Raw genomic sequence first — 21,793 nt, 5'->3', positions numbered from 1 at the left:
CAGCGTCGCCTACGGCGCCTGTTTGTCAACATTGAAGGTTGGCGAAAGCGGAGATGACAGCCAATCTCCCCCCTCGTGGGGGAGATGTCCGGCAGGACAGAGGGGGGCGCTGTCCCGCCGAGGTCTCGCAAGGCCACAAAAGCCGGCTTCCCCTTTTCCAGATCATGGTCTAGCAGTCGATCCAGACGACGTGCTCGAAACCACGGGCGCGCCTGGAAAGGCCGGATCATGAGCAAAAAGACCCTGATCGCGCCATCTTTGCTGGCGTCGGATTTTTCGAAGCTCGGCGACGAGGTCGAGGCGGTAGCGGCGGCCGGCGCCGACTGGATCCATCTCGACGTCATGGACGGGCATTTCGTGCCCAACATCACCTTCGGTCCGCCGGTAATCAAGGCGATCCGCAACCGCACCAAGGCCTTCTTCGACTGCCATCTGATGATCGCGCCGGCCGATCCCTATCTGGAGGCCTTCGCCGAAGCCGGCTGCGACGGCATGACGGTGCATGCCGAGGCCGGGCCGCATCTCGACCGTTCGCTGCAAACGATCAGGGACCTCGGCAAGAAGGCCGGCGTGTCGCTCAACCCGGCGACGCCGGAAACGGCGATCGAATATGTGCTCGACCGGCTCGATCTGATCCTTATCATGACCGTCAATCCGGGTTTTGGCGGCCAGGCCTTCATTCCGGGGGTCGTCGACAAGGTGAAGCGGGTGAAAGCGCTGATCGGCAATCGGCCGATCCGGATCGAGATCGACGGCGGCGTCTCGCCGCAAACAGCACCTTTGGTCACCGCCGCCGGCGCCAGCGTGCTGGTCGCCGGTGCGGCTATCTTCAAGGGCGGCAGCGTCGACGCCTATCGGACAAACATCGAGGCGATCAGGACAGCGGCCGACCAAGTGGCCGGCTGACGCTGCCGGCGCCTTCACCAGCACGCGCTGTTCTCCCCAGCCGGTCAGGAATTCGTTGGCCGACGCCGGTGCGCTCGTGCTCGTGACATGCGGTCCCCCAGCCAAAAATGTCCTTGTCCATTTTTGGCAATTTTTTTGGTATATCAAAAACTACATCCATATTCTCTGTCTCACCCTCATGCCTCTCCGGACCTTCCCGCAGGCTCCTCTTCGACGGTCGGATCGATGAACCGCAGCCCTTTCTTCGCTGACCTGCTGAACACCATCGCCGATCGCGGCCGGATGATGCTGAACCTCGTTCGCGGTGACGAGCCGGTTTCAGCCGACAGCCTGGGGCGTCTGTGCGCCCGTCTGCTTTCCAGTCAGGGCGAGGCATCGGGCGTCGCCTATGCAAGGGAAATCCTGGAGCGCTGGCGCACCCTCGGCGCTGACGGAAGGCTGGCTTTCCTGCATGTGCTGCGCGATCGTTTCGGCACTGATCATGCCAGGCTTGCCGCCGCGGTGGATGCCTATCGCGCCGAGCCCGACGATCGCTCGGCACTTGCCCTGCACGACGCCGCCGAGCCGGCCAGGCAGGAGCTCCTGCGCCGCCTGAACCTGGCGCCCGGCGGCATCGAGACGCTGGTGCGCATGCGCGAGGATCTGCTTGCCCGGCTGCCCACATCGCCCGATCTCGCCATCGTCGATGCCGACTTCACGCACCTCCTGTCGTCATGGTTCAACCGCGGCTTCCTGGTGCTGCGGCGGATCGACTGGTCGACCCCGGCCAACATCCTGGAAAAAATCATCCGCTACGAGGCGGTGCACGCCATCCACACCTGGGACGATCTGCGCCGCCGGATCGAACCCGACGACCGGCTCTGCTATGCGTTCTTTCATCCGCAGCTCGGCGACGAGCCGCTGATCTTCGTCGAGGTCGCGCTCACCCGGGCGATGCCGACGACGATCGCCGAGCTGCTTGCCGACGAGCGGCCGCTGGTGCAGCCACGGCAGGCCACGACAGCGGTGTTCTATTCCATCTCCAACTGCCAGGAGGGCTTGCGCGGCATTTCCTTCGGCAATTTTCTGATCAAGCAGGTGGTCGAGGATCTGCGCCGCGACCTTCCCGGCCTGACCGATTTCGTCACGCTGTCCCCGGTGCCGGGCTTTGCCCGTTGGCTGGCCGAGCAGGCTGAAACCATCCCCTCCGCCGCCGAAGTGTTAGACCTCGTCGCCGACGAGGGCTGGCATGCGGACGCTGCCGCGCGCGACCGCGCGGGCCAGGCCCTGCTTCCTCTTGCGGCACAGTATTTCCTCGAAGCCCGCACCGCTTCCGGCAAGGTGATCGATCCGGTCGCCCGGTTCCATCTCGGCAATGGCGCGCGGCTGGAGCGCATCGACCTTTTCGGCGACCTGTCGCCCCGCGCCTTGGGTCAGGCGCATGGCCTGATGGTCAATTATCGCTACAAGCTCGACGATATTGAGAAGAACCACGAGCTGTTCGCCGCCAGGAACGATGTAGCGGCCGCGCCTGCCGTGCGCCGCCTGCTGCCGAACCGGCGAGACCGGGCCGCGCCGCGGCTTCCGGCGCAAGCTCAGGGGATTGAGGACAAGAGGGACATATGAGCAACCCACCCGCTTCAGGCTGCGGGCCGAACGGCTGATACCTTAGGCGCCCTTTGCGACACCGGCCTCGAAAACCCTGTCGCCTTCTATCCAGACGCCCTTGACGTCCAATTCGTCCGACAGCGCAACAATGTCGGCGGCGGTGCCGTTGGCGAACCGCCCGAGCCGGTGTGATTGGCCGATCGCCTGCGCCGGATAAAGCGAAGCCATGCGCAGCGCCTCCGACAGGTACAGTCCAACGACACGGTGGACGAAGCGCACGGCGGAGATCATGTCGAGGTCGGCGCCCGCCAGCGTCCCGTCGGCAAGCCGCAGGCTGCCCTCCTTGCGGTAGACGGTGCGGCCGTTCAGCGTGAACGAGGTCATGTCGGTGCCGATCGTCGCCATGGCGTCGGTGACCAGGAAAATTTTTGCCGGGCTCTGCTTGGCGCGCAAAGCGATGGCCATGGTGGCTGGATCGACATGGATGCCGTCGGCGATGATGCCGGCAAACAATGTGCCTGTATCGATGGCAGCACCCGCCAACCCCGGCTCGCGGTTGCCGATCTGGCTCATGGCGTTGAACAGATGGGTGACCATTGTTGCGCCGGCATCGGCGAACGCGCGCGCCTTGGGATAGCCGGTGTCGGAATGGCCGAGGCTGACGACGATGCCGGCCTCGACGAGCGCCGAAACGCGCACGGTGTCGACGGATTCCGGCGCGATCGTGGTCAGCAGCACCGGCAGGGTTTTTCGCGTCGCAATCAGCATCGCCTGGTCGGAATCCAGCATCGGTCGGATCAGCGCTGGGTCATGCGCGCCCTTGCGGGCGATCGACAGATGCGGGCCTTCGAGATGCAGGCCCAAAAAGCCAGGCACCTTTTGCCTTGCGGCCTCCGCTCCGGCGGCAACCGCCGCCGCGGTGATCTCAGGCGTGTCGGTGATCAGCGTCGGCAACAGCGCCGTCGTACCGAACGGCGCGTGCGCCCGACAGATGGTTTCGATCGAAGCGACATCGGGATGGTCGTTGAGCATCATGCCGCCGCCGCCATTGACCTGCAGGTCGACGAAGCCCGGTGCAAGCATGCCGCCGCCGGTTTCGATACGCTCGACGCCGGACGGAACGGCTCCGGTGGCAACGATGGCCTCGACGAGACCGTCTCGCACGACAAGGGCAGCTTCGTCGTGCCAGTCGTCGCCGTCAAAAATCCGGGCGCCAGTCAGGGCAAAACGGTCGCTCATATGGTTTCCGTCACCTTGCGAAGATTGGGCGGCGTGTCCGGATCGAGACCGCGATGACGGGCAAAGGCCTCGACGAAGCCATAGAAGGACACGATCAGCGCCAGCGGGTCGGTCAACGGATGGCCGGTGGCGACATGCGGCAGGTACTGAGCGCTTTTCGCCTTGTCCGAAGTCACGAAGACGGCCGCACCCTTGCCCGCCAGGCTGTCGGCGGCCTCGGCGACCGACGGCTCGGAAGCATCGCGGGCGGCGAGCGCCAGCACCGGAAAATCGGGCCCGACCAGCGCCAGCGGGCCATGCATCACTTCGGCAGCACTATAGGCCTCGGCATGCATGGCGCAGGTTTCCTTGAACTTCAGCGCCGCTTCATTGGCGATCGCAGCGGACGGACCGCGACCGAGGATGAACAGCGATTTCGGCGTCTCCAACGCGCCGGCCAGCGCCATCCAGTCGCAGGCGATCGCCTTGCGAAAATGCTCCGGCAAGCGGGCAAGTGCTGCCAGAAGCTTATCGTCGCCGGTGCTATGCGCCATCAAGGCGAGGCCGGCGACGGCCGAATTGACGAAGGTCTTGGTCGCCGCAACGCTGCGTTCCGGGCCGGCGAGGATGTCGATCGCATAATCGGAGGCGCGCGCCAGCGGCGAATCGGCGGTGTTGGTGATGGCGACGGTCAGGGCACCGCCGGCTCTCGCGGCTTGCGCCATGGCGACGATGTCCGGGCTCTTGCCCGATTGCGAGATCGCCAGGCAGGCCGAGCCGGCCAGCTTGAGCTTGGCGCCGTAGATCGAAGCGATCGACGGACCGATCGATGCGACGGCGAGGCCGGCGGTCAGCTCGACGGCATATTTCATGAAGGTGGCGGCATGGTCGGAGGAGCCGCGCGCCACGGTGACGACGAACTGCGGATCGCGCTCGCGGATGCCGCGCCCGGCCTCGGTCAGCACCGCTGCCGAGCCGTCGAGCAGGCGCGCGGTCGCCTCCGGGATCTCCTCGATCTCGCGCCGCATATGGGTAATTGTCGCGCTCATGGCCGGCCCTCTTCGCCCGGCCCGCTCAGCCGGAGTTCGGCGACGAAATCATAGGCGTCGCCCCTGTAGATCGAGCGGGTGAATTCGATCACCTTGCCGCTCGCCAGATAGGAAATACGCTCGATGTGCAGGGCGGCAATGCCAGGCGGCACTTCGAGCAGGCTTGCGTCGTCGTCGCCGAGATTGGCGGCGGAAATGCGCTGCACCGCCCGCACCGGCCGATGGCCGGTCGTTTCCAGCGCCGCGTAGAGCGAGGAACCAATTTCTGCCGGGTCCGGCAGCACGCTGGCCGAGAGGGCGGCGCGCTCGATCGCCAGCGGCGTGTCGTTGGCGATGCGCAGGCGCGCTACCCGCGCCACCAATTCGTTCGACGACAGGCCGAGCACCATCATCTCGTCCGGCGAGGGCGCATAGAGGCCGCGGTCGAGCCAGGCCGAACGCACAGCCATGCCGCGCCGCGCCATATCCTCGGTGAAAGACGTCAGCCGCGACAGCGACTGCTCGACGCGTTCCATCCGCGGCGCGACGAAGGTGCCGGAGCCGTGGCGCTGGACGAGGATGCCGCCCTTGACCAGATCCTGCACCGCCTTGCGTACGGTGACGCGCGAAATGTCGGCCTTGCTGGCGATGTCGCGCTCGGACGGCAGCGCATCGCCCGGCCCGATCAGGCCGCGATTGACCGCGTCCTCGATGCTCTTCCTGAGCTGCAGATAGAGCGGTGCGCCGCTTTGCGCCGACTGTTTCAGCGTGGCGAAGATCTGGTCGGCGGCTTCGCTCATCGCGTTGCCTCCGCCGCATTCGAGAAAACACGGACCGCCATCTGCACCGCGCCGCCCAGCGCATCGTCGAGCGGCGGCTTCAGCAGCGCCCGGTAGCGCCCCGACAGGCGTGGTGCATAGAGCGGCGCCAGTCCGCCAAGCAGGCACAGCGGATCGTCGCCGCCGAGATCGAGCGCGCCAAGTGCGGCCTCGACGTCGGCGATTGCCTTGTCGAGGATCCAGCTGGCGACGGCGTCGCCCTTTTCGGCATGCTCGAAGACCTTGGGCGCGAAGCCGCCGAAGTCGCCGGGCTTGGCGTTGGTGGTGAACTCGACCAAATCCTCGGGATTGTCGCGGAAGATGGCGAGCATGGCCTGCGTCAGCGGCGATCCCTGGCGGATGCCGTCATAGGCGAGCAGCGTCTGTTCGAGCAGGTCGCGGCCGATGCGGGCGCCGCTGCCCTGGTCGCCGACCTGAAAACCCCAGCCGCCGATGGCGCGCGACTTGCCTTGTTTGCGCGCCATATAGGCGGTGCCGGTGCCGAGGATGGCCATGGCGCCGTCACCGGAGCCAACCGCGCCTTCCAGCGCGATCTCGGCGTCGGTCTCGACACGGCTGACGCTGAACGGCAGGATGGCTTGGAGCTGCTGCCTGTAGGTGCCGACATTGGCGCCGGCGAGGCCGAGGATGGCCGGGGTCTGCGGGATCAGTTCGGGGTCTTGTCCGGCGGCGACAAAGGCGTGTCGCGCCGCGTCGACGATGTTGGCCCTGGCGCCGGTGAGATCGGTTCGGATGTTCGCCGCGCCGCTCTTGGCGCGGCCGACGACGGTCCCGTCCGCTGTTGCAACGGCCGCCCTGCAGCTGGTGCCGCCGCCATCGATGCCAAGCACGAAATTCACACGATTTCTCCTCCGGGCGGATAATACCAATAAAATACCAATAGCCAAGGATTAATTTCCATTTCAAAAAGATTAAGGCGTATTCGATTGAAAAACCTGCGCATTTTGCCGGAAAGCCAATTCCGAGGCAGGGAAGTCGCTAATGCGTGTGGACAAGTGGTATTTTTTTGGTATTGTTTCTGGATTGGAGGGAAAGCGGATGGCCGAAACGCGCACCGAAGCGCTTCACCAGAATGCCGAGGGGCTGGACATCCAGGCTCCGGACGCCATCCTTTCCTCTTTGGCCAATGCGCAGATCGAGGCCGCCAAGGCGGTGCGCGGCGCCATTCCCGCAATCGCCAAAGCAGCTGAGATCATCGCAAGCCGGCTGAACAGCGGCGGCAGGCTCGCTTACGCGGCGGCCGGCAGTTCGGGCCTGATGGCATTGGCCGATGCGCTGGAACTGCCGGGCACCTTTGGCATTCAGCGCGACCGTATCGCCATCCTGATCGCCGGCGGCGATGAAGCCTTCAGAACGCTTGCCGGCGGGCCGGAGGACGACACCGCCGAAGCCTCTGCGGCGGTTGCCGCTGCCGGCATCGGCGAGGGCGACTGCCTGATCGCGGTCTCGGCCAGCGGCTCGACACCCTATGCCGTCACGGCGATCGAGGACGCCAGGCGCCGGGGTGCGGCGACCATCGCCATCGCCAACAACAAGGATGCGCCGCTGCTTCGGCTGGCCGACATCGCCATATTGCTCGAAACACCGCCGGAGCTGATCGCCGGCTCGACGCGCATGGGCGCCGGCACAGCCCAGAAGATCGCGCTCAACATGCTGTCGACGCTGGCCGCCATCCATCTCGGCCATGTCTATGACGGCTATATGGTCAACCTCATGGCCGACAACATCAAGCTGCGCGAGCGCGCCGCCCGCATCGTCGCCGCGATCAGCGGACGCGACAAGGAGGATGCGGCAAAGCTGCTCGAGAAGAGCGGCGGCGTCGTCAAGACCGCGATTCTGCTCGCCGCCGGCGCCGCCAGCGCCGATGCGGCCGAGAAGATACTGGAAGGGACCGGCCAGAAGCTGCGGCCGGCCCTTTCCGCGATTGAGGGGAGCATGAGGCAGAAAGCCTCTGTTCTCAAAACCGAACCTGAAAAAGGTCAACAGGGAGACTGAGCATGACAACGAAACTACTGACGGCACTTCTTCTCGGCACCAGCATTCTCGGCTCAGCCGGAATGGCCTATGCCCAGGACGTAACGCTCAACATCGAAAGCTGGCGCGGCGACGACCTTGCGATCTGGAAGGACAAGCTGATCCCGGCTTTTGAAGCCAAGAACCCCGGCATCAAGGTGGTGTTCGCGCCGTCGGCGCCGACCGAATATGACGCCGCACTCGGCGCCAAGCTCGCCGCCGGCTCGGCGGGCGACCTGATCACCTGCCGCCCGTTCGACAAGTCGCTGGAACTTTTCAAGAAGGGCAACCTCGCCGATCTGTCGGCGCTGCCGGGCATGGAGAATTTTTCCGACGTCGCCAAGGCCGCCTGGCAGACCGACGACGGCAAGGCGACCTTCTGCGTGCCGATGGCTTCGGTCATCCACGGCTTCATCTACAACAAGGACGCCTTCGACCAGCTCGGCATCAAGGTGCCGACCACCAATGAGGAGTTCTACGCCGCGCTCGACAAGATCAAGGCCGACGGCACCTACATCCCGATGGCGATGGGGACCAAGGACCTCTGGGAAGCCGCGACCATGGGCTACCAGAACATCGGCCCGAACTACTGGAAGGGCGAGGAAGGCCGTACCGCGCTGATCAAGGGCGAGCAAAAACTGACCGACCCGCAGTGGGTCGCGCCCTTTGCCGAACTCGCCAAATGGAAGCCCTATCTCGGCGACGGCTTTGAGGCACAGACCTATCCGGACAGCCAGAACCTGTTCACGCTTGGCCGCGCCGCCATCTACCCTGCCGGCTCGTGGGAGATCGCGCTGTTCTACACCCAAGCCCAGTTCAAGATGGGCGCCTTCCCGCCGCCGGTGCAGAAGGCCGGCGACACTTGCTACATCTCCGACCACACCGATATCGGCATGGGTCTGAATGCGGCGTCGAAGAATGCCGATGCAGCCAAGATCTTCCTGTCCTGGGTCGCCTCGCCGGACTTCGCCACTATCTACGCCAACGCGCTGCCGGGCTTCTTCAGCCTGAACAACACGCCGGTGAAGATGGAAGACCCGCTGGCCCAGGAATTCGTCTCCTGGCGCGACAAGTGCAAGTCGACGATCCGCTCGACCTACCAGATCTTGGGGCGCGGCACGCCGAACCTCGAAAACGAGACCTGGGTTGAATCGGCCAACGTCATCAACGGCACCGATACGCCGGAAGCTGCCGCCAAGAAGCTGCAGGACGGCCTCGACAGCTGGTATAAGCCGGCGAAGTAAGAACGAGCGCTATCTCCCCCCTCGAGGGGGAGATAGCGCCGCAGGCGACAGAGGGGGTCGGTTGAGGCAGGCTGCGACTTGATCGTTGCTGGAAGGCACGGTCGAAGTCGCGATGGCGCACTGCCTTGGCCGACCCCACCCGCCTCGCTTCGCGAGGCACCCTCCCCTCGAGGGGGAGGGAGGCGCCGCGCCTTTGGCGGCAAAAACCTGATCGGCGGGGACCGAACGCATGGCCGTAACATCGAAACGACCGTTCCGCTGGCATATCGTCGTCTTCCTGGCGCCGGCGGTGCTGGTCTATACGGCAATCATGATCCTGCCGCTGGCCGGCACGCTGCAGCTCTCGCTGTTCCGAAACATAGACCAGTCCCAGGTCTTCGTGGGACTGGCAAACTTCCGCACGCTGTTCGGCGATCCTAACTGGTCCGTGGGTTTCTGGAACGCACTGCGAAACAATGTCTGGTTCTTCATCATCCACATGGTCGTGCAGAACCCGATCGGCGTCCTGCTGGCCGCACTGCTGTCCAGCCCGCGGCTGAGGTTCTCCGCTTTCTACCGTACGGCGATTTTCGTGCCGACGATCCTGTCCTTCGTCATCGTCGGCTTCGCCTGGAAGCTGATCCTGTCGCCGCTATGGGGCGTCGCGCCGAACCTGATGGATCTTGTCGGCCTCAAAAGCCTGTTCACGCCGTGGCTCGGCAAGGAGCAATATGCGCTGACCACGCTCAGCCTGATCTCGGTGTGGCAGTTCGTCGGCATCCCTATGATGCTGATCTATGCGGCGCTACTGTCGATCCCCGACGAGGTGATCGAAGCGGCCGAATGCGACGGCATCACCGGCATGTCGCAGTTCTGGAAGATCAAGCTGCCGCTGATCCTGCCGTCGATCGGCATCATCTCGATCCTGACCTTCGTCGGCAATTTCAACGCCTTCGACCTGATCTACACCGCGCAAGGCGCGCTGGCCGGGCCGAATTATTCGACCGACATTCTCGGCACCTTCCTCTACCGCGCCTTCTTCGGTTTCCAGCTGCAAATCGGCGATCCCAATATGGGCGCGGCGATCGCCACGATGATGTTCCTGATCATTCTTGGCGGCGTCTGCGTCTATCTGTTCCTCGTCCAGACGCGCCTGCGTCGCTATCAGTTCTAGGGGGCCAGACATGAGCACGGCAACCCGTTCCCTGCCCCGCACCATCGGCGCCCATGCGGTGCTGTTGACCTACACGGTGATCGCGCTGTTTCCGGTGATCATCGTCATCATGAATTCGTTTAAATCCCGCGCGGGCATCTTCGGCGCTCCGCTGACGCCGCCGACGCCGAAAACCTTCGACCTGATCGGCTACACCACCGTCATCGGCCAGGGCGACTTCATCCACTATTTCCAGAACAGCCTTGTCGTCACCGTCGCCTCGCTGTTCTTCGTACTGCTGTTCGGCGCGATGGCCGCCTTCGCGCTGTCGGAATACCGCTTTCGCGGCAATTCGCTGATGGGGCTTTATCTGGCGCTCGGCATCATGATCCCGATCCGCCTCGGTACCGTCGCCATCCTGCAACTGATGGTGGCGAGCGGACTGGTCAATACGCTGACGGCGCTGATCCTGGTCTACACGGCGCAAGGCCTGCCGCTCGCCGTCTTCATCCTGTCGGAATTCATGAAGCAGGTGTCTGACGATCTGAAGAATGCCGGGCGCATCGACGGTCTCTCCGAATACACCATCTTCTTCCGGCTGGTCCTGCCGCTGGTCAGGCCATCGATGGCGACGGTCGCCGTCTTCACCATGATCCCGATCTGGAACGATCTGTGGTTCCCGCTGATCCTGGCGCCGTCGGAGGAGACCAAGACGGTGACGCTCGGCGCCCAGCTGTTCCTCGGCCAGTTCGTCACCAACTGGAACGCCATCCTGGCCGCACTTTCGCTGGCGATCATGCCGGTGCTGATCCTTTACGTCATCTTCTCGCGGCAGCTGATCCGCGGCATTACCTCGGGAGCGGTCAAGTGAGTGAGGAAAAACCTCGTCGCGTCGTCGTCGCCGGGCTCGGCAATATGGGCCGCAGCCATGCTCTGGCCTATCACACCAATCCCGGCTTCGAGATCGCCGCACTGGTCAACCGTTCGGACGTGCCGCTGCCGGCCGGGCTTTCCGGTTATGGCATCAGGCGCTCCTTCGACGAGGCGTTGCGCGACGAAAGACCTGATGTCGCCTGCATCGCCACCTATTCCGACAGCCACGCCGACTATGCGGTGGAGGCGTTCGAAGCCGGCTGCCATGTCTTTGTCGAAAAGCCGCTGGCGACGACGGTGGCGGATGCGAAACGCGTCGTCGCGGCAGCAAAGGCCAACGGCAAAAAACTGGTGATCGGCTACATCCTGCGCCATCACCCGTCCTGGATCAGGCTGATCGCCGAGGCGCGCAAGCTGGGTGGTCCTTACGTGTTCCGCATGAACCTCAACCAGCAATCCTCCGGCCATAGCTGGGAGACGCACAAGCAGTTGATGCAGACGACATCGCCGATCGTCGATTGCGGCGTGCATTATCTCGACGTGATGCTGCAGATCACCGACGCCAGGCCGGTCGAGGTGCGCGGCATGGGGCTGAGGCTGACCGACGAGATTGCGCCCACGATGTACAATTACGGTCATCTGCAGGTGCTGTTCGACGATGGTTCGGTCGGCTGGTACGAGGCCGGCTGGGGGCCGATGATCTCGGAAACCGCCTTCTTCGTGAAGGACGTGATCTCGCCCAATGGCTGCGTGTCGATCGTCATGAAGGAGGGCGTCAAATCCGACGATATCGACACCCACACCAAGACCTCGACCCTCCGCCTGCACAGCGCGGCGACCGGCGCGGACGGCAAGTTCGCCAAAGCGGATGAGATGCTGTCGATGGAAGGCGAACCCGGCCATCAGGATCTCTGCGACCTCGAACAGGCCTTTCTGCTCAAGGCGATCCGCGAGGATCTCGACTTGACCCGCCACATGGACGACGCAGTGAAGTCGCTCGCCGTCTGCCTTGCCGCCGACGAGAGCGTTCGCAGCGGCGCCCCAATCAGACTCTAGACCAGTCAAACTCTAGAACAGGGACGAAGCCGTGGGCTCGCTGAATATCGAGAATGTGAAGAAGGCCTTTGGGCCGGTCGAGGTGCTGAAGGGCATCAACCTCGAAGTGACCGATGGCGAGTTCGTCGTCTTCGTCGGTCCCTCCGGCTGTGGCAAGTCGACCTTGCTCAGGGTCATCGCCGGACTGGAGGATTCGACCTCGGGGCGGGTGGTGATCGACGGCGCGGACGTCTCCGCAACCCCGCCGGCCAAACGCGGCATCGCCATGGTGTTCCAGACCTACGCGCTCTACCCGCATCTGACGGTGAAGAACAATATGGGCCTCGGCCTCAAGCAGGCGGGCACGCCGTTGGCCGAGATCGATCGTCGCATCGGCATCGCCTCGTCGATGCTGTCGCTGGAGCCCTATCTCGCCAGGCGCCCGGCCGAATTGTCCGGCGGCCAGCGCCAGCGCGTCGCCATCGGCCGCGCCGTGGTGCGCGAGCCGAAGCTTTTTCTGTTCGACGAGCCGCTGTCCAACCTCGATGCAGCACTGCGCGTCAACACCAGGCTGGAAATCGCGCAATTGCACCGCCGACTGAAGGCGACGATGATCTATGTCACTCACGACCAGGTCGAGGCGATGACGCTGGCCGACAAGATCGTCGTGCTTAACGCGGGGAAGATCGAGCAGATCGGCGGGCCGATGGAGCTTTATAATTCGCCGGCGAATGAATTCGTCGCCGGCTTTATCGGCTCGCCGAAGATGAACTTCGTCGATGGCGCCAGGCTTGGCGAGACGGCCAAGACCATCGGCGTCCGTCCCGAGCACCTGACCGTCGATGCGAAATCCGGCGCCTGGAAAGGCACGGTCGTCCATGCCGAGCATCTCGGCGCCGACACCAACCTCTATCTCGACTGCGAAAAGGCCGGGCTGATCACCGTGCGCATTTTTGGCGTCTACAACGCCGAGCCTGGTGCTACGCTCTATGCGACGCCGGATCCGGCCAAGACCTACCGGTTTGGGGCAGATGGCAAGGTGCTGAAGTAGCGCCTCTCTTCCTTCTCCCCCTGTGGGAGAAGGTGGATCGGCGCGCAGCGCCGAGCCGGAAGAGGGGTGCTGGACGGAATGCTGTCGGTGCCAAGCTGGAACACCCCTCATCCGACCGAGCGGAGCCTGTCCTCGCGCTTGCCGGAGGCAAGACCCGTGGGCTCGGCCACCTTCTCCCACAAGGGGAGAAGGAAGAGCGCCTACAAATCCGCCTTGAACGTCTGCTTCTGGATGCCCAGCCCTTCGATGCCGAGCTCGACGACGTCGCCGGCCTTCAGGAACACCGGCGGCTTCATGCCGAGGCCGACGCCGGGCGGGGTGCCGGTCGAGATGATGTCGCCCGGATGCAGCGACATGAACTGGCTGAGATAGGAAACGAGGTAGGCGACGCCATAGACCATGGTCTTGGTCGAGCCGTTCTGCATCGTCTTGCCATTGACCTTCAGCCACATCGGGATGTTCTGCGGGTCCTTGACCTCGTCCTTGGTCACCAGCCACGGGCCGATCGGCCCGAACGTGTCGCAGGACTTGCCCTTGGTCCACTGGCCCTGGCGCTCGGCCTGGAAGGCGCGCTCGGAAACGTCGTGCGCGACGCAGTAGCCGGCGACATAGTCCAGCGCCTCGGCCTCGGTGACGTATTTCGCGGTTTTGCCGATGACCACGCCAAGCTCGACTTCCCAGTCGGTCTTGACCGAGCCGCGCGGGATCAGCACGTCGTCGTCCGGCCCGACGATGGCCGAGCTTGCCTTCATGAAGATGATCGGCTCCGGCGGCACGGTGGCGCCGGTCTCGGCGGCATGGTCGGAATAGTTGAGGCCGATGCAGATGAATTTGCCGGTGCCGGCGACGCAGGCGCCGATGCGCGGCTTGCCGGAAACCGCCGGCAGCGATTTCGGATCGAGCTTCGACAATGTCTCGAGCGATGCCGGGTCGAGCGCCTTGCCGGCAATGTCGGTGACATGGGCGGAGAGGTCTCGGATCGTCCCATCCGCATCGAGCAGGCCGGGGCGTTCGCTCCCCGCCTCGCCATAGCGCAGCAGTTTCATGCAATTTTTCTCCCAGTTGCGACCAGAGGCCGTTTGCAAACTCGCTCCGCTGCGGCGAATGGCGTGGGTTTCGAGAACCGGAGCGGAGCGTACTTAAAGTACGTGAGCCTAGGCAAGCGCAGACGCCGCGTCAGGCGCCCGGCAGAATAGGATTTTCAGACTCCTAGATCGACCAGCCACCGTCGATATTATAAGCCTGCCCCGACGTATAGGTGGCACCGGCCAGATAGACGGCGAGATCGGCGATTTCCTCGGGCGTGCCGAGGCGGCCCATCGGCTGGCGGGCGATGAAGGCGGCGCGGGCCGCCTCGTAGTCGCCCTGCGCATTCATGCGGTCCTGCAGCGACGGGCTTTCGACCGTGCCCGGGCAGATGGCGTTGCAGCGTATGCCCTTGCCGACATAATCGGCGGCGACCGATTTGGTCAGGCCGATGACGGCAGCCTTGGTCAGCCCATAGACGAAGCGGTTTGGCACGCCCTTGGTCGAGCCGGCCAGCGACGCCATGTTGATGATCGAACCGTCGCCGCGCTCCAGCATGCCGGGCAGCACTGCGCGTATGGTGCGGATCATCGAGCGAACGTTGAGATCATAGGCAAAGTCGAGATCGGCGTCCTTCATCTCGAGGATCGAGCCCGAATGGACGAAGCCGGCGCAGTTGAACAGCACATCGACGGCGCCGATCTCGGCAAAGGCCGAGGTCACGGCCTCGTCGTTCAGCACGTCGAGCTTGCGGGTCTTGATATCTGCCGTCTTGCCTAAGTCGGCGAGCAGCACCTCGTTGATGTCGGTGGCGTGGACAATAGCGCCTGCCTTGGCGAAAGCCAGCGCGCTCGCCCGGCCGATGCCCTGTGCCGCCGCCGTGACGACAACGATCTTGCCTGCCAGATCCGCCATGCTTTTCTCCTCGCCTGTCTGCGATCGCCCGGTTTACCGGCTCAAGGCCAAGGCGCAATGTGCCAGACGGACGCTACCATGCCGCCTATTCCGATATTCGCCTGCAGGCCAAATGTTTTTTCTCGGTAAAGAACATCTTTTGGCCCGTCAAGCCCGAACGCTTCTCGTCCGACGCAGCGCGCAAGGCGACCGTTCAATCGCCGTAGGGCACCCAGACGTTCTTGACCTCGACGGCACGGCGCAGGAATGCATCGCCGGCGGCATCGGCCGACGCCCAGTCGAGGCTGCGGCCGTTGCCGGTCCAGACGCGCTTGAGATTGCCGACAGACTCGGCTTCGGCCTTGGCGCAGGTCTCGGCATCGGCGAACACCCAGAGCCCGTCGACATCGTCATGCTTGGCCAGCACGCCGGCGAGATCGGCGCTGCGGCCGGTGACGATGTTGATGGCGCCGGCCGGAACGTCGGAATATTCGATGACCTGATAGAGATCGGTGGCAACCAGCGGATATTTTTCCGAAGGCACCGCGACCACTGTGTTGCCCATGGCGAGCGCCGGCGCCACCAGCGAGATCAGGCCGAGCAGGGGCGCATTGTCGGCTGCCACGATGCCGACGACGCCGACCGGCTCATGCAGCGCCAAAGTGACGGCGCGGGCCGGCGGCTGGTGGACGCGGCCCTCGAACTTGTCGGCCAGGCCGGCATAGAGAAACAGCCGCTCGATCGATTGGTCGACCTCGTCGCGTGCGGCCTTGGCGGTGGCGCCGGTAAGCTGGGTGAGACGCGCGGCAAATTCGTCGGCACGGCCCGAAAGATTTTCGGCCAGATAGTAAAGCACCTGGCTGCGGTTGTAGGCGGTCGCCTCCGGCCAGCCCTTGCAGGCGCGTGCAGCCGCGACGGCATCACGGATATCCTTGCGGCTGCCGAGACCGACCTCGCCGGCAAGCTTGCCCTTGGCGGTGGCGACGGCAAGCGAATAATTGCCGTCCGGCCGCACCTGCTTGCCGCCGATGAACAGCTTTGCCGTGCGGTCGATGGCGTCGCTTTCGGCCTGCTCGACGGGTTGTGTGGAAGCCGCTGCCGGCTTGACGACCGGGCCGAGCGGCAGTTTCGCCGACAGATATTCGAACATGCCCTCGCGCCCGCCTTCGCGGCCAAAACCGCTTTCGCGGTAGCCGCCGAAGCCGCAGGCGGCGTCGAACATGTTGGTGCCGTTGACCCAGACGACGCCGGCCTTCAATTGCGGCGCGACGTGCAGCGCAAGGTTGACGTTCTCGCTCCACACCGAGGCGGCCAGGCCGTAGCGCGTGTTGTTGGCGAGCTCGACCGCTTCCTCGGTGTTACGGAAGGTCATGGTCGCCAGCACCGGGCCGAACACCTCCTCCTGCGCCAGGATGTTGGCCGGCGAAACGCCCGTCGCCAGTGTCGGCAGGTGATAATAGCCGGAAGACGGCAGCGCCACGTCAGGCTGCCAGCAGACGGCGCCCTGCTTGGCGCCTTCGGCGACCAGCCCCTTGACGCGATCGAGCTGGGTCAAGTCGACCAGCGGGCCGATATCGGTGTTCTTGTCGAGCGGGCTGCCGACGCGCAACCGGCTCATCCGTGTCTTGACCTTGGCGATGAAGGCTTCGGCGATGCCTTCCTGCACCAAAAGGCGCGAGCCGGCGCAGCAGACCTGGCCCTGGTTGAACCAGATGCCGTCGACCAGCCCCTCGACGGCGCTGTCGAGGTCGGCGTCCTCGAAGACGACGAAGGCCGACTTGCCGCCGAGCTCCAGCGACAGTTTCTTGCCAGACCCGGCAGTCGCCTTGCGGATGATCTTGCCGACCTCGGAAGAGCCGGTGAAGGCGATCTTCTGGACGCCCTGGTGATTGACGATGGCCGCGCCCGCCTCCGGCCCGCCCTGGACGATGTTGACGACGCCCTTCGGCACGCCGGCGCGCTCACAAATCTCGGCGAACAGGATGGCGGTGAGCGGCGTGAACTCGGCCGGTTTCAGCACCACGGTGCAGCCGGCGGCGAGTGCCGGCGCGATCTTCCAGGCCAGCATCAGCAGCGGGAAGTTCCACGGGATGATCTGGCCGACGACGCCGACGCCCTTCTGATCAGGGAAATCCCTGTCCAGCGCCTGCGCCCAGCCGGCATGGTGGATGAAATGGCGGATGGCCAGCGGCACGTCGATGTCGCGGCTTTCGCGGATCGGCTTGCCGTTGTCGATCGATTCCAGCACCGCAAACAGCCGCTGGTGGCGCTGCATGGCGCGGCCGATGGCATAGAGCACTTTGGCACGGCTGTAGCCGGAGCTGGCGCTCCATTTCGGCAACGCTTTGGCGGCGGCCGAAACCGCCGCATCGATATCGGCAGCTCCGGCATCCGAGACCTTGGCCAGCAATTTGCCGGAGGCGGGATCGCTGGTGTCGAAAGTCTTGCCGCCGCTGGCCGCTTTCCAGTCGCCGCCGACGAACAGCGCTTTGGAAAAATCGCGCGCGGCGAGCCACGCGTCGGCCTCGTTGCGGGCTTCCGGCGCCGGGCCGTAGTCCATTGCGTGATAGCGTTCGAGAATATTCACAAGGCGCTCCCGAAAATCACGCCATCGCTTGGCGATGATTGGCCGAATAATGGCCGGTAAGATGGTGTTCGAGCTGGCGCTCGATGTCGGTCAGCAGGCTGGACGCACCGAAGCGGAACAGGTCTGGCTCCAGCCATCGCCGGCCAAGCTCTTCCTTCATCAGCACCAGCCAGTCGAGCGAGGCCTTGGCGGTCGAAATGCCGCCGGCAGGCTTGAAGCCGATGAGGTAGCCGGTTTCCTCGAAATAGGCGCGGATGGCGCGCACCATGGCAAGGCCGACCGGCAATGTCGCGTTGACGCTTTCCTTGCCGGTCGAGGTCTTGATGAAGTCGGCGCCCGCCATCATCGCCACCATAGACGCCAGCATGACATTGCGCAGCGTGGCGAGGTCGCCGGTGCCGAGGATGACCTTGAGATGCGCCTCGCCGCAGGCGGCGCGCATCGAGACGATCTCGTTATAGAGTTCCTGCCATTTTGCCCCGAAGACCAGCCCACGCGGAATGACGACGTCGATCTCGTCGGCGCCGTCCTTCACCGAAGCTTCGATCTCCTGCAGACGCGTCGAAAGCGGGGTGAGGCCGTGCGGGAACGCGGTGGAAACGGCGGCGACATGGATGCCGGTGCCGCGCAGCGCATCGACGGCGGTGGCGACGAAGGGATGATAGACGCAGACCGCCGCCGGGCGGATCTTTTCACCTGTAATGCCGAGGCCTTCGACGATGTCACGGCGGAACGGATTGACCGCCTTGGCGCAGAGCCGGCGCACGCGCTCGTCGGTGTCGTTCGAGTTCAGCGTGGTCAGGTCCATGCAGGCGACGGCGCGCAGCAGCCAGGCCGCCTGGTTGTCGGCCTTGATCGAGCGCCGCTTGGTCAGGCTGGCGACACGCCGTTCCAGCGCCGAACGGTTGACGCTGCGCATCGATTCCATGAAGCCGAGATCGAGCTTCATGCCCGGATTGCGGGCAATGCCGTGCGCTTGCGGCGCCGGCGCGTTGGCGGCGGTGCGCGCCGGCAGCGGCGTGATCTTGGATGCGCCAAGATCGGCCTCGCGGATTGTGCTGCTCATCTCCTGCCCCTTTGTTCAGCGACGTCCACCGAGAATAGCCCGCGAAGCAGCGCTTCACGAGTCCTTCAAGCGGTCATAGTTGAAAAAGGCCGCGAAAGCAGCAGATTTTTGACCGTATGGTCAAACCCGCTTGAGGCGGGCGCCGCAGCGCCCCGCCATCTCAGCCGACGAAGGCGCGCTCGACGACGAAGCTTGCCGGATGATGCAGCGAGCCTTCCTGGAAGCCGAGGCTTTCGGCCAGTTCCTTGACATCCCTAAGCATGTGCATCGAGCCGCAGATCATGATGCGGTCGGTTTCAGGATCGAGCTTGTCGATGCCGAGATCGGCATAGAACTTTCCCGAGCCGATCAGCGCGGTGATGCGGCCCATGCGCTCGGAGCTTTCGCGCGTCGTCGAATTGTAGAGCGACACGCGGCCACCGGTCAGCTCGCCGATCAGCGGGTCGTTCTCCAGCTCTGCAACCAGCTCCTGGCCGTAGGTGAGTTCGGCATTGTCGCGGCAGGTGTGGGTCAGGACGACCTGCTCGAACTTCTCATAGGTATCGGGATCGCGCAGCAGGCTGGCGAAGGGCGCGATGCCGGTGCCGGTCGAGATCATGAACAGGCGCTTGGCCGGGGTCAGCGCGTCGACCACCAGCGTGCCGGTCGACTTCTGCCGCATGATGACGGTGTCGCCGATCTCGATCTTCTGCAGCTGCGAGGTCAGCGGGCCGTCCGGCACTTTGATCGAGAAGAATTCCAGTTCGTCGTCCCAGGCAGGGCTGGCGATCGAATAGGCGCGGAACACCGGCTTTTCGGCGTTGGGCAGGCCGATCATGACGAATTCGCCGGAGCGGAAGCGCAGCGATTGCGGCCGGGTGATGCGGAACGAAAACAGCCGGTCGGTATAGTGCTTCACCGAGACGACGGTTTCGGCATAGACATTGGCCGGAATTGGGAACTGCAGCGGCAGGGCGCCGGCGGTGTTGAGCGCGGATGTGGTGTTCATCAAACCTAACCTTCTGGCCAACCCGAGGGCGCTGACGCCAAACCTTCTCCTGCGCGCCCGAACCGATCAGGTTCCGGCGTGCCGTTTGCACACTGCGAAGCGGTAAGCTCTTGTGTCCGGAATTTATTAGTATACAAATGATATTTGCGTCAAGACGCCAGCGTGAAACACCTTTCCAAACTGAGACATATCTGTAGTCCTGACATTTCGGGTTTCGACAATGGAAGAGAATTTTTCGGCGCAGACGCTGGATTCCTCGGGCAGCGTCGTCGCCGGCATCGACGTCGGCGGAACCTTTACCGACCTGCTTCTGATCGATGGCCGTGACGGCGGCCGGGTGCATATCGCCAAGACCCCGACCACCATCGACAACCAGGCCTTCGGCGTCGTTTCGGCGCTCGGTGCCACCGGCTTTCCCATCCGCGGCATCGACCTCATCGTGCACGGCACGACCACCACCACCAACGCGGTGCTCGAACGCCGGCTGGCCAAGACCGGCATGATCACCACGCGCGGCTTTCGCGACGTCATCGAGCTGGGCCGGCGAACGCGGCCGCAGGCCTATGGCATGACAGGCAGCTTCGTCCCGATCATTCCGCGCAATCTGCGGCTTGAAGTGTCGGAGCGCGTCGAAGCCTCGGGCGCGGTGCGCATCCGTCTCGACGAAGCCGAGATGCGCGCGGCGGTTTCAGAATTGATCGAGGCCGGCTGCGAATCCCTCGTCATCCATTTCCTGCATTCCTACGCCAATCCGGCGCACGAGCGGCGCGCCGCCGAGATCGCCGCCGAGCTTTGGCCGAATAGCTACATCACGACAGGCCATGAGCTGCTGTCGGAAGCGCGCGAATTCGAGCGCGGCGTCACCGCTTCGGTCAACGCCTCGGTGCAGCCGATCCTCGAGCGCTATGTCGAACGGCTGCGCAAGGAATTGGGGTCAAAAGGCTATGCCCGCGACTTCCTGATCATGAACGGCAATGGCGGCATGATCTCGGCCCGCTTTGTCACACGTGAATCGGCCAAGACCGTGATGTCCGGCCCGGCCTCCGGCGTCATCGCCGCGGCCTATACCGGCAAGCGCGCCGGCTTCGAAAACCTGGTCACCTACGACATGGGCGGCACCTCGACCGACGTGGCGCTGATCCGCAATGCCGAACCGGCGGTATCGAACGAGATCGAGATCGAATATGCGATGCCGATCCATGTGCCGATGGTGGCGGTGCATACGGTCGGCGCCGGCGGCGGCTCGATCGCCCGCGTCGATGCGGCGGGCCTGATCCAGATCGGCCCGGAAAGCGCCGGCGCCAATCCCGGCCCGATCTGCTACGGGCGCGGCGGCAGCGAGCCGACCATCACCGATGCCAATCTGGTGCTCGGCCGGCTGGCGCCGAAAAAGCTGCTTGCGGTCGAAAATCCGGTCACTGTCGAACACGTCACCGGCATATTCGAGGACAGGATCGGGCGTGCCACCGGCCTGTCCGGCGTCGAGGCGGCGGGCGCCGTGCTGCGGCTCGGCAACATCAAGATGGCCGGCGCCATCCGTATGGTCTCGGTGTCGCGCGGCCACGACCCGCGCGATTTCGCACTGTTCGCCTTCGGCGGCGCCGGGCCGCTGCATGCGACAGCGCTGGCGCGCGAGCTCGGCCTGCCAAAAGTGCTGGTGCCGGCGCGGCCGGGCATCACCAATGCGCTCGGTTGCGTCGTCGCTGATCTCAGGCACGATTTCGTTAACACCGTAAACCAGCCGGTAGCCGGGTTCGATGAAACCCAGCTTCACGCGATATTGGAACGGCACCGAAACGAAGGCGAAGAGCTGATCGCCAAGGAAGCGGTAAAGCCGGAGACGATCCGCGTCACGCATTCCGCCGACATGCAGTTCGTCGGCCAGACCCACATCATCAACGTGCCACTACCCTCGTCCGCAGTGACGCGGGAGGTGCTGCAGCAACTGTTCGAAAAGGCCTATTTCGCCCGCTTCAAGGTCGAGCTCCCGGAAATCCGCGCCAATCTGGTCAACCTCAACACCTCGGTGACAGGCATGCGGCCGGCGATCGATCTTTCAAGGCTGATCGACCCGGCAGGGCGCGCCAAAACGCTTGATGAGGCCCGCCGCGAAATCCGGCCGGTCTGGTATGGCGGGCGCTGGCACGACACGCCGGTCTATATTAGGGAAAAGCTGCCGCTCGACGCGGTCGTCGAGGGGCCGGCGATCCTCGAACAGATGGACGCCACCACCGTGCTCGAGCCCGGCGACCGGGCGCGCTCGGACGGCGACGGCAACATCATCATCGACATCGGTGAGGCCTGAG

General features: G+C 64.4%; 18 protein-coding genes. 9 read left to right on the top strand and 9 right to left on the bottom strand.

Features of this window, described 5'->3' with window-relative positions; translation table 11 throughout:
- Positions 1-228 precede the first annotated feature (228 nt).
- Both rpe and IHQ72_RS03070 read left to right on the top strand, forming a co-directional pair.
- Positions 229-906, top strand: a complete 678-nt coding sequence (gene rpe, locus IHQ72_RS03075) for a ribulose-phosphate 3-epimerase (protein ID WP_258121105.1) — start codon at positions 229-231, stop codon at positions 904-906.
- 225 nt (positions 907-1,131) lie between these two features.
- Positions 1,132-2,511 carry a malonyl-CoA decarboxylase gene (locus IHQ72_RS03070; RefSeq protein ID WP_258121104.1) on the top strand — a complete coding sequence of 460 codons (1,380 nt, stop codon included), beginning with the start codon at positions 1,132-1,134 and terminating at the stop codon, positions 2,509-2,511.
- Between the two features lie 42 nt (positions 2,512-2,553).
- On the opposite strand, the gene nagA is transcribed toward IHQ72_RS03070, so the two are convergent.
- Genes nagA through IHQ72_RS03050 form a run of 4 tightly spaced genes read right to left on the bottom strand, consistent with a single transcriptional unit; the run spans position 2,554 to position 6,417 of the window.
- Entirely contained in the window at positions 2,554-3,732 is a 1,179-nt protein-coding gene (nagA, locus tag IHQ72_RS03065; RefSeq protein WP_258121103.1) for an N-acetylglucosamine-6-phosphate deacetylase, read from the bottom strand.
- Positions 3,729-4,760: an SIS domain-containing protein gene (locus tag IHQ72_RS03060; protein ID WP_258121102.1), complete on the bottom strand. Its 1,032-nt coding sequence runs from the start codon at positions 4,758-4,760 to the stop codon at positions 3,729-3,731. The genes nagA and IHQ72_RS03060 overlap by 4 nt, the downstream gene beginning before the upstream one ends.
- Positions 4,757-5,539 carry a GntR family transcriptional regulator gene (locus IHQ72_RS03055; RefSeq protein ID WP_258121101.1) on the bottom strand — a complete coding sequence of 261 codons (783 nt, stop codon included), beginning with the start codon at positions 5,537-5,539 and terminating at the stop codon, positions 4,757-4,759. Before IHQ72_RS03055 ends, IHQ72_RS03060 begins: the two co-directional genes overlap by 4 nt.
- Positions 5,536-6,417: a glucosamine kinase nucleotide-binding domain-containing protein gene (locus tag IHQ72_RS03050; RefSeq protein WP_258121100.1), complete on the bottom strand. Its 882-nt coding sequence runs from the start codon at positions 6,415-6,417 to the stop codon at positions 5,536-5,538. The genes IHQ72_RS03055 and IHQ72_RS03050 overlap by 4 nt, the downstream gene beginning before the upstream one ends.
- A gap of 199 nt (positions 6,418-6,616) precedes the next feature.
- Here IHQ72_RS03050 and IHQ72_RS03045 point away from each other — a divergent pair, with 199 nt between their 5' ends.
- From IHQ72_RS03045 to IHQ72_RS03020, 6 genes are all read left to right on the top strand, one after another.
- Positions 6,617-7,573 (top strand): N-acetylmuramic acid 6-phosphate etherase, encoded by a 957-nt coding sequence (locus IHQ72_RS03045; RefSeq protein WP_258121099.1) that lies wholly within the window; start codon positions 6,617-6,619, stop codon positions 7,571-7,573.
- A gap of 2 nt (positions 7,574-7,575) precedes the next feature.
- Entirely contained in the window at positions 7,576-8,835 is a 1,260-nt protein-coding gene (locus tag IHQ72_RS03040; RefSeq protein ID WP_258121098.1) for an ABC transporter substrate-binding protein, read from the top strand.
- Positions 8,836-9,064: 229 nt separating this feature from the next.
- The gene (locus tag IHQ72_RS03035) at positions 9,065-9,988 is read left to right on the top strand and encodes a carbohydrate ABC transporter permease (RefSeq protein ID WP_258121097.1); all 924 of its coding nucleotides are present in this window, start codon (positions 9,065-9,067) and stop codon (positions 9,986-9,988) included.
- 10 nt (positions 9,989-9,998) lie between these two features.
- Entirely contained in the window at positions 9,999-10,838 is an 840-nt protein-coding gene (locus IHQ72_RS03030; RefSeq protein ID WP_254017701.1) for a carbohydrate ABC transporter permease, read from the top strand.
- Positions 10,835-11,896, top strand: a complete 1,062-nt coding sequence (locus IHQ72_RS03025; RefSeq protein ID WP_258121094.1) for a Gfo/Idh/MocA family protein — start codon at positions 10,835-10,837, stop codon at positions 11,894-11,896. Before IHQ72_RS03030 ends, IHQ72_RS03025 begins: the two co-directional genes overlap by 4 nt.
- Before the next feature lie 31 nt (positions 11,897-11,927).
- A complete protein-coding gene (locus IHQ72_RS03020; RefSeq protein WP_309508756.1) occupies positions 11,928-12,926 on the top strand; it encodes an ABC transporter ATP-binding protein in 999 nt (332 codons plus the stop codon).
- Positions 12,927-13,126: 200 nt separating this feature from the next.
- Here IHQ72_RS03020 and IHQ72_RS03015 read toward each other — a convergent pair whose 3' ends face one another.
- The 5 genes from IHQ72_RS03015 to IHQ72_RS02995 all read right to left on the bottom strand — a co-directional run bounded on the left by IHQ72_RS03015 (position 13,127) and on the right by IHQ72_RS02995 (position 19,487).
- The gene (locus IHQ72_RS03015; protein WP_258121093.1) at positions 13,127-13,972 is read right to left on the bottom strand and encodes a fumarylacetoacetate hydrolase family protein; all 846 of its coding nucleotides are present in this window, start codon (positions 13,970-13,972) and stop codon (positions 13,127-13,129) included.
- A 163-nt stretch (positions 13,973-14,135) separates the two neighbouring features.
- On the bottom strand, positions 14,136-14,867 hold the full coding sequence (locus IHQ72_RS03010; RefSeq protein WP_258121091.1) for an SDR family oxidoreductase: 732 nt from the start codon (positions 14,865-14,867) through the stop codon (positions 14,136-14,138).
- A gap of 193 nt (positions 14,868-15,060) precedes the next feature.
- The gene (locus tag IHQ72_RS03005; RefSeq protein WP_258121089.1) at positions 15,061-17,433 is read right to left on the bottom strand and encodes an aldehyde dehydrogenase family protein; all 2,373 of its coding nucleotides are present in this window, start codon (positions 17,431-17,433) and stop codon (positions 15,061-15,063) included.
- Between the two features lie 16 nt (positions 17,434-17,449).
- Positions 17,450-18,499 carry a deoxyribose-phosphate aldolase gene (deoC, locus tag IHQ72_RS03000; protein WP_258121088.1) on the bottom strand — a complete coding sequence of 350 codons (1,050 nt, stop codon included), beginning with the start codon at positions 18,497-18,499 and terminating at the stop codon, positions 17,450-17,452.
- A 160-nt stretch (positions 18,500-18,659) separates the two neighbouring features.
- Positions 18,660-19,487: a ferredoxin--NADP reductase gene (locus IHQ72_RS02995; RefSeq protein ID WP_258121087.1), complete on the bottom strand. Its 828-nt coding sequence runs from the start codon at positions 19,485-19,487 to the stop codon at positions 18,660-18,662.
- A gap of 220 nt (positions 19,488-19,707) precedes the next feature.
- Between IHQ72_RS02995 and IHQ72_RS02990 the strand changes: the two genes are divergently transcribed.
- On the top strand, positions 19,708-21,792 hold the full coding sequence (locus IHQ72_RS02990; protein WP_258121085.1) for a hydantoinase/oxoprolinase family protein: 2,085 nt from the start codon (positions 19,708-19,710) through the stop codon (positions 21,790-21,792).
- Position 21,793 lies beyond the last annotated feature (1 nt).

The organism is Mesorhizobium onobrychidis, from assembly GCF_024707545.1.
Classification (GTDB): Bacteria; Pseudomonadota; Alphaproteobacteria; order Rhizobiales; family Rhizobiaceae; genus Mesorhizobium; species Mesorhizobium onobrychidis.
Note: the sequence above shows the minus strand (reverse complement) of the source record. Positions and strands in the feature narration are given on the sequence as shown.

What these genes read in the sequence shown, in the direction of transcription:
- rpe (WP_258121105.1), top strand. Translation starts at nt 229, where the DNA reads ATGAGCAAAAAGACCCTGATCGCGCCATCTTTGCTGGCGTCGGATTTT.
- IHQ72_RS03070 (WP_258121104.1), top strand. Translation starts at nt 1,132, where the DNA reads ATGAACCGCAGCCCTTTCTTCGCTGACCTGCTGAACACCATCGCCGAT.
- nagA (WP_258121103.1), bottom strand. Translation starts at nt 3,732, where the DNA reads ATGAGCGACCGTTTTGCCCTGACTGGCGCCCGGATTTTTGACGGCGAC.
- IHQ72_RS03060 (WP_258121102.1), bottom strand. Translation starts at nt 4,760, where the DNA reads ATGAGCGCGACAATTACCCATATGCGGCGCGAGATCGAGGAGATCCCG.
- IHQ72_RS03055 (WP_258121101.1), bottom strand. Translation starts at nt 5,539, where the DNA reads ATGAGCGAAGCCGCCGACCAGATCTTCGCCACGCTGAAACAGTCGGCG.
- IHQ72_RS03045 (WP_258121099.1), top strand. Translation starts at nt 6,617, where the DNA reads ATGGCCGAAACGCGCACCGAAGCGCTTCACCAGAATGCCGAGGGGCTG.
- IHQ72_RS03040 (WP_258121098.1), top strand. Translation starts at nt 7,576, where the DNA reads ATGACAACGAAACTACTGACGGCACTTCTTCTCGGCACCAGCATTCTC.
- IHQ72_RS03035 (WP_258121097.1), top strand. Translation starts at nt 9,065, where the DNA reads ATGGCCGTAACATCGAAACGACCGTTCCGCTGGCATATCGTCGTCTTC.
- IHQ72_RS03030 (WP_254017701.1), top strand. Translation starts at nt 9,999, where the DNA reads ATGAGCACGGCAACCCGTTCCCTGCCCCGCACCATCGGCGCCCATGCG.
- IHQ72_RS03015 (WP_258121093.1), bottom strand. Translation starts at nt 13,972, where the DNA reads ATGAAACTGCTGCGCTATGGCGAGGCGGGGAGCGAACGCCCCGGCCTG.
- IHQ72_RS03010 (WP_258121091.1), bottom strand. Translation starts at nt 14,867, where the DNA reads ATGGCGGATCTGGCAGGCAAGATCGTTGTCGTCACGGCGGCGGCACAG.
- deoC (WP_258121088.1), bottom strand. Translation starts at nt 18,499, where the DNA reads ATGAGCAGCACAATCCGCGAGGCCGATCTTGGCGCATCCAAGATCACG.
- IHQ72_RS02995 (WP_258121087.1), bottom strand. Translation starts at nt 19,487, where the DNA reads ATGAACACCACATCCGCGCTCAACACCGCCGGCGCCCTGCCGCTGCAG.
- IHQ72_RS02990 (WP_258121085.1), top strand. Translation starts at nt 19,708, where the DNA reads ATGGAAGAGAATTTTTCGGCGCAGACGCTGGATTCCTCGGGCAGCGTC.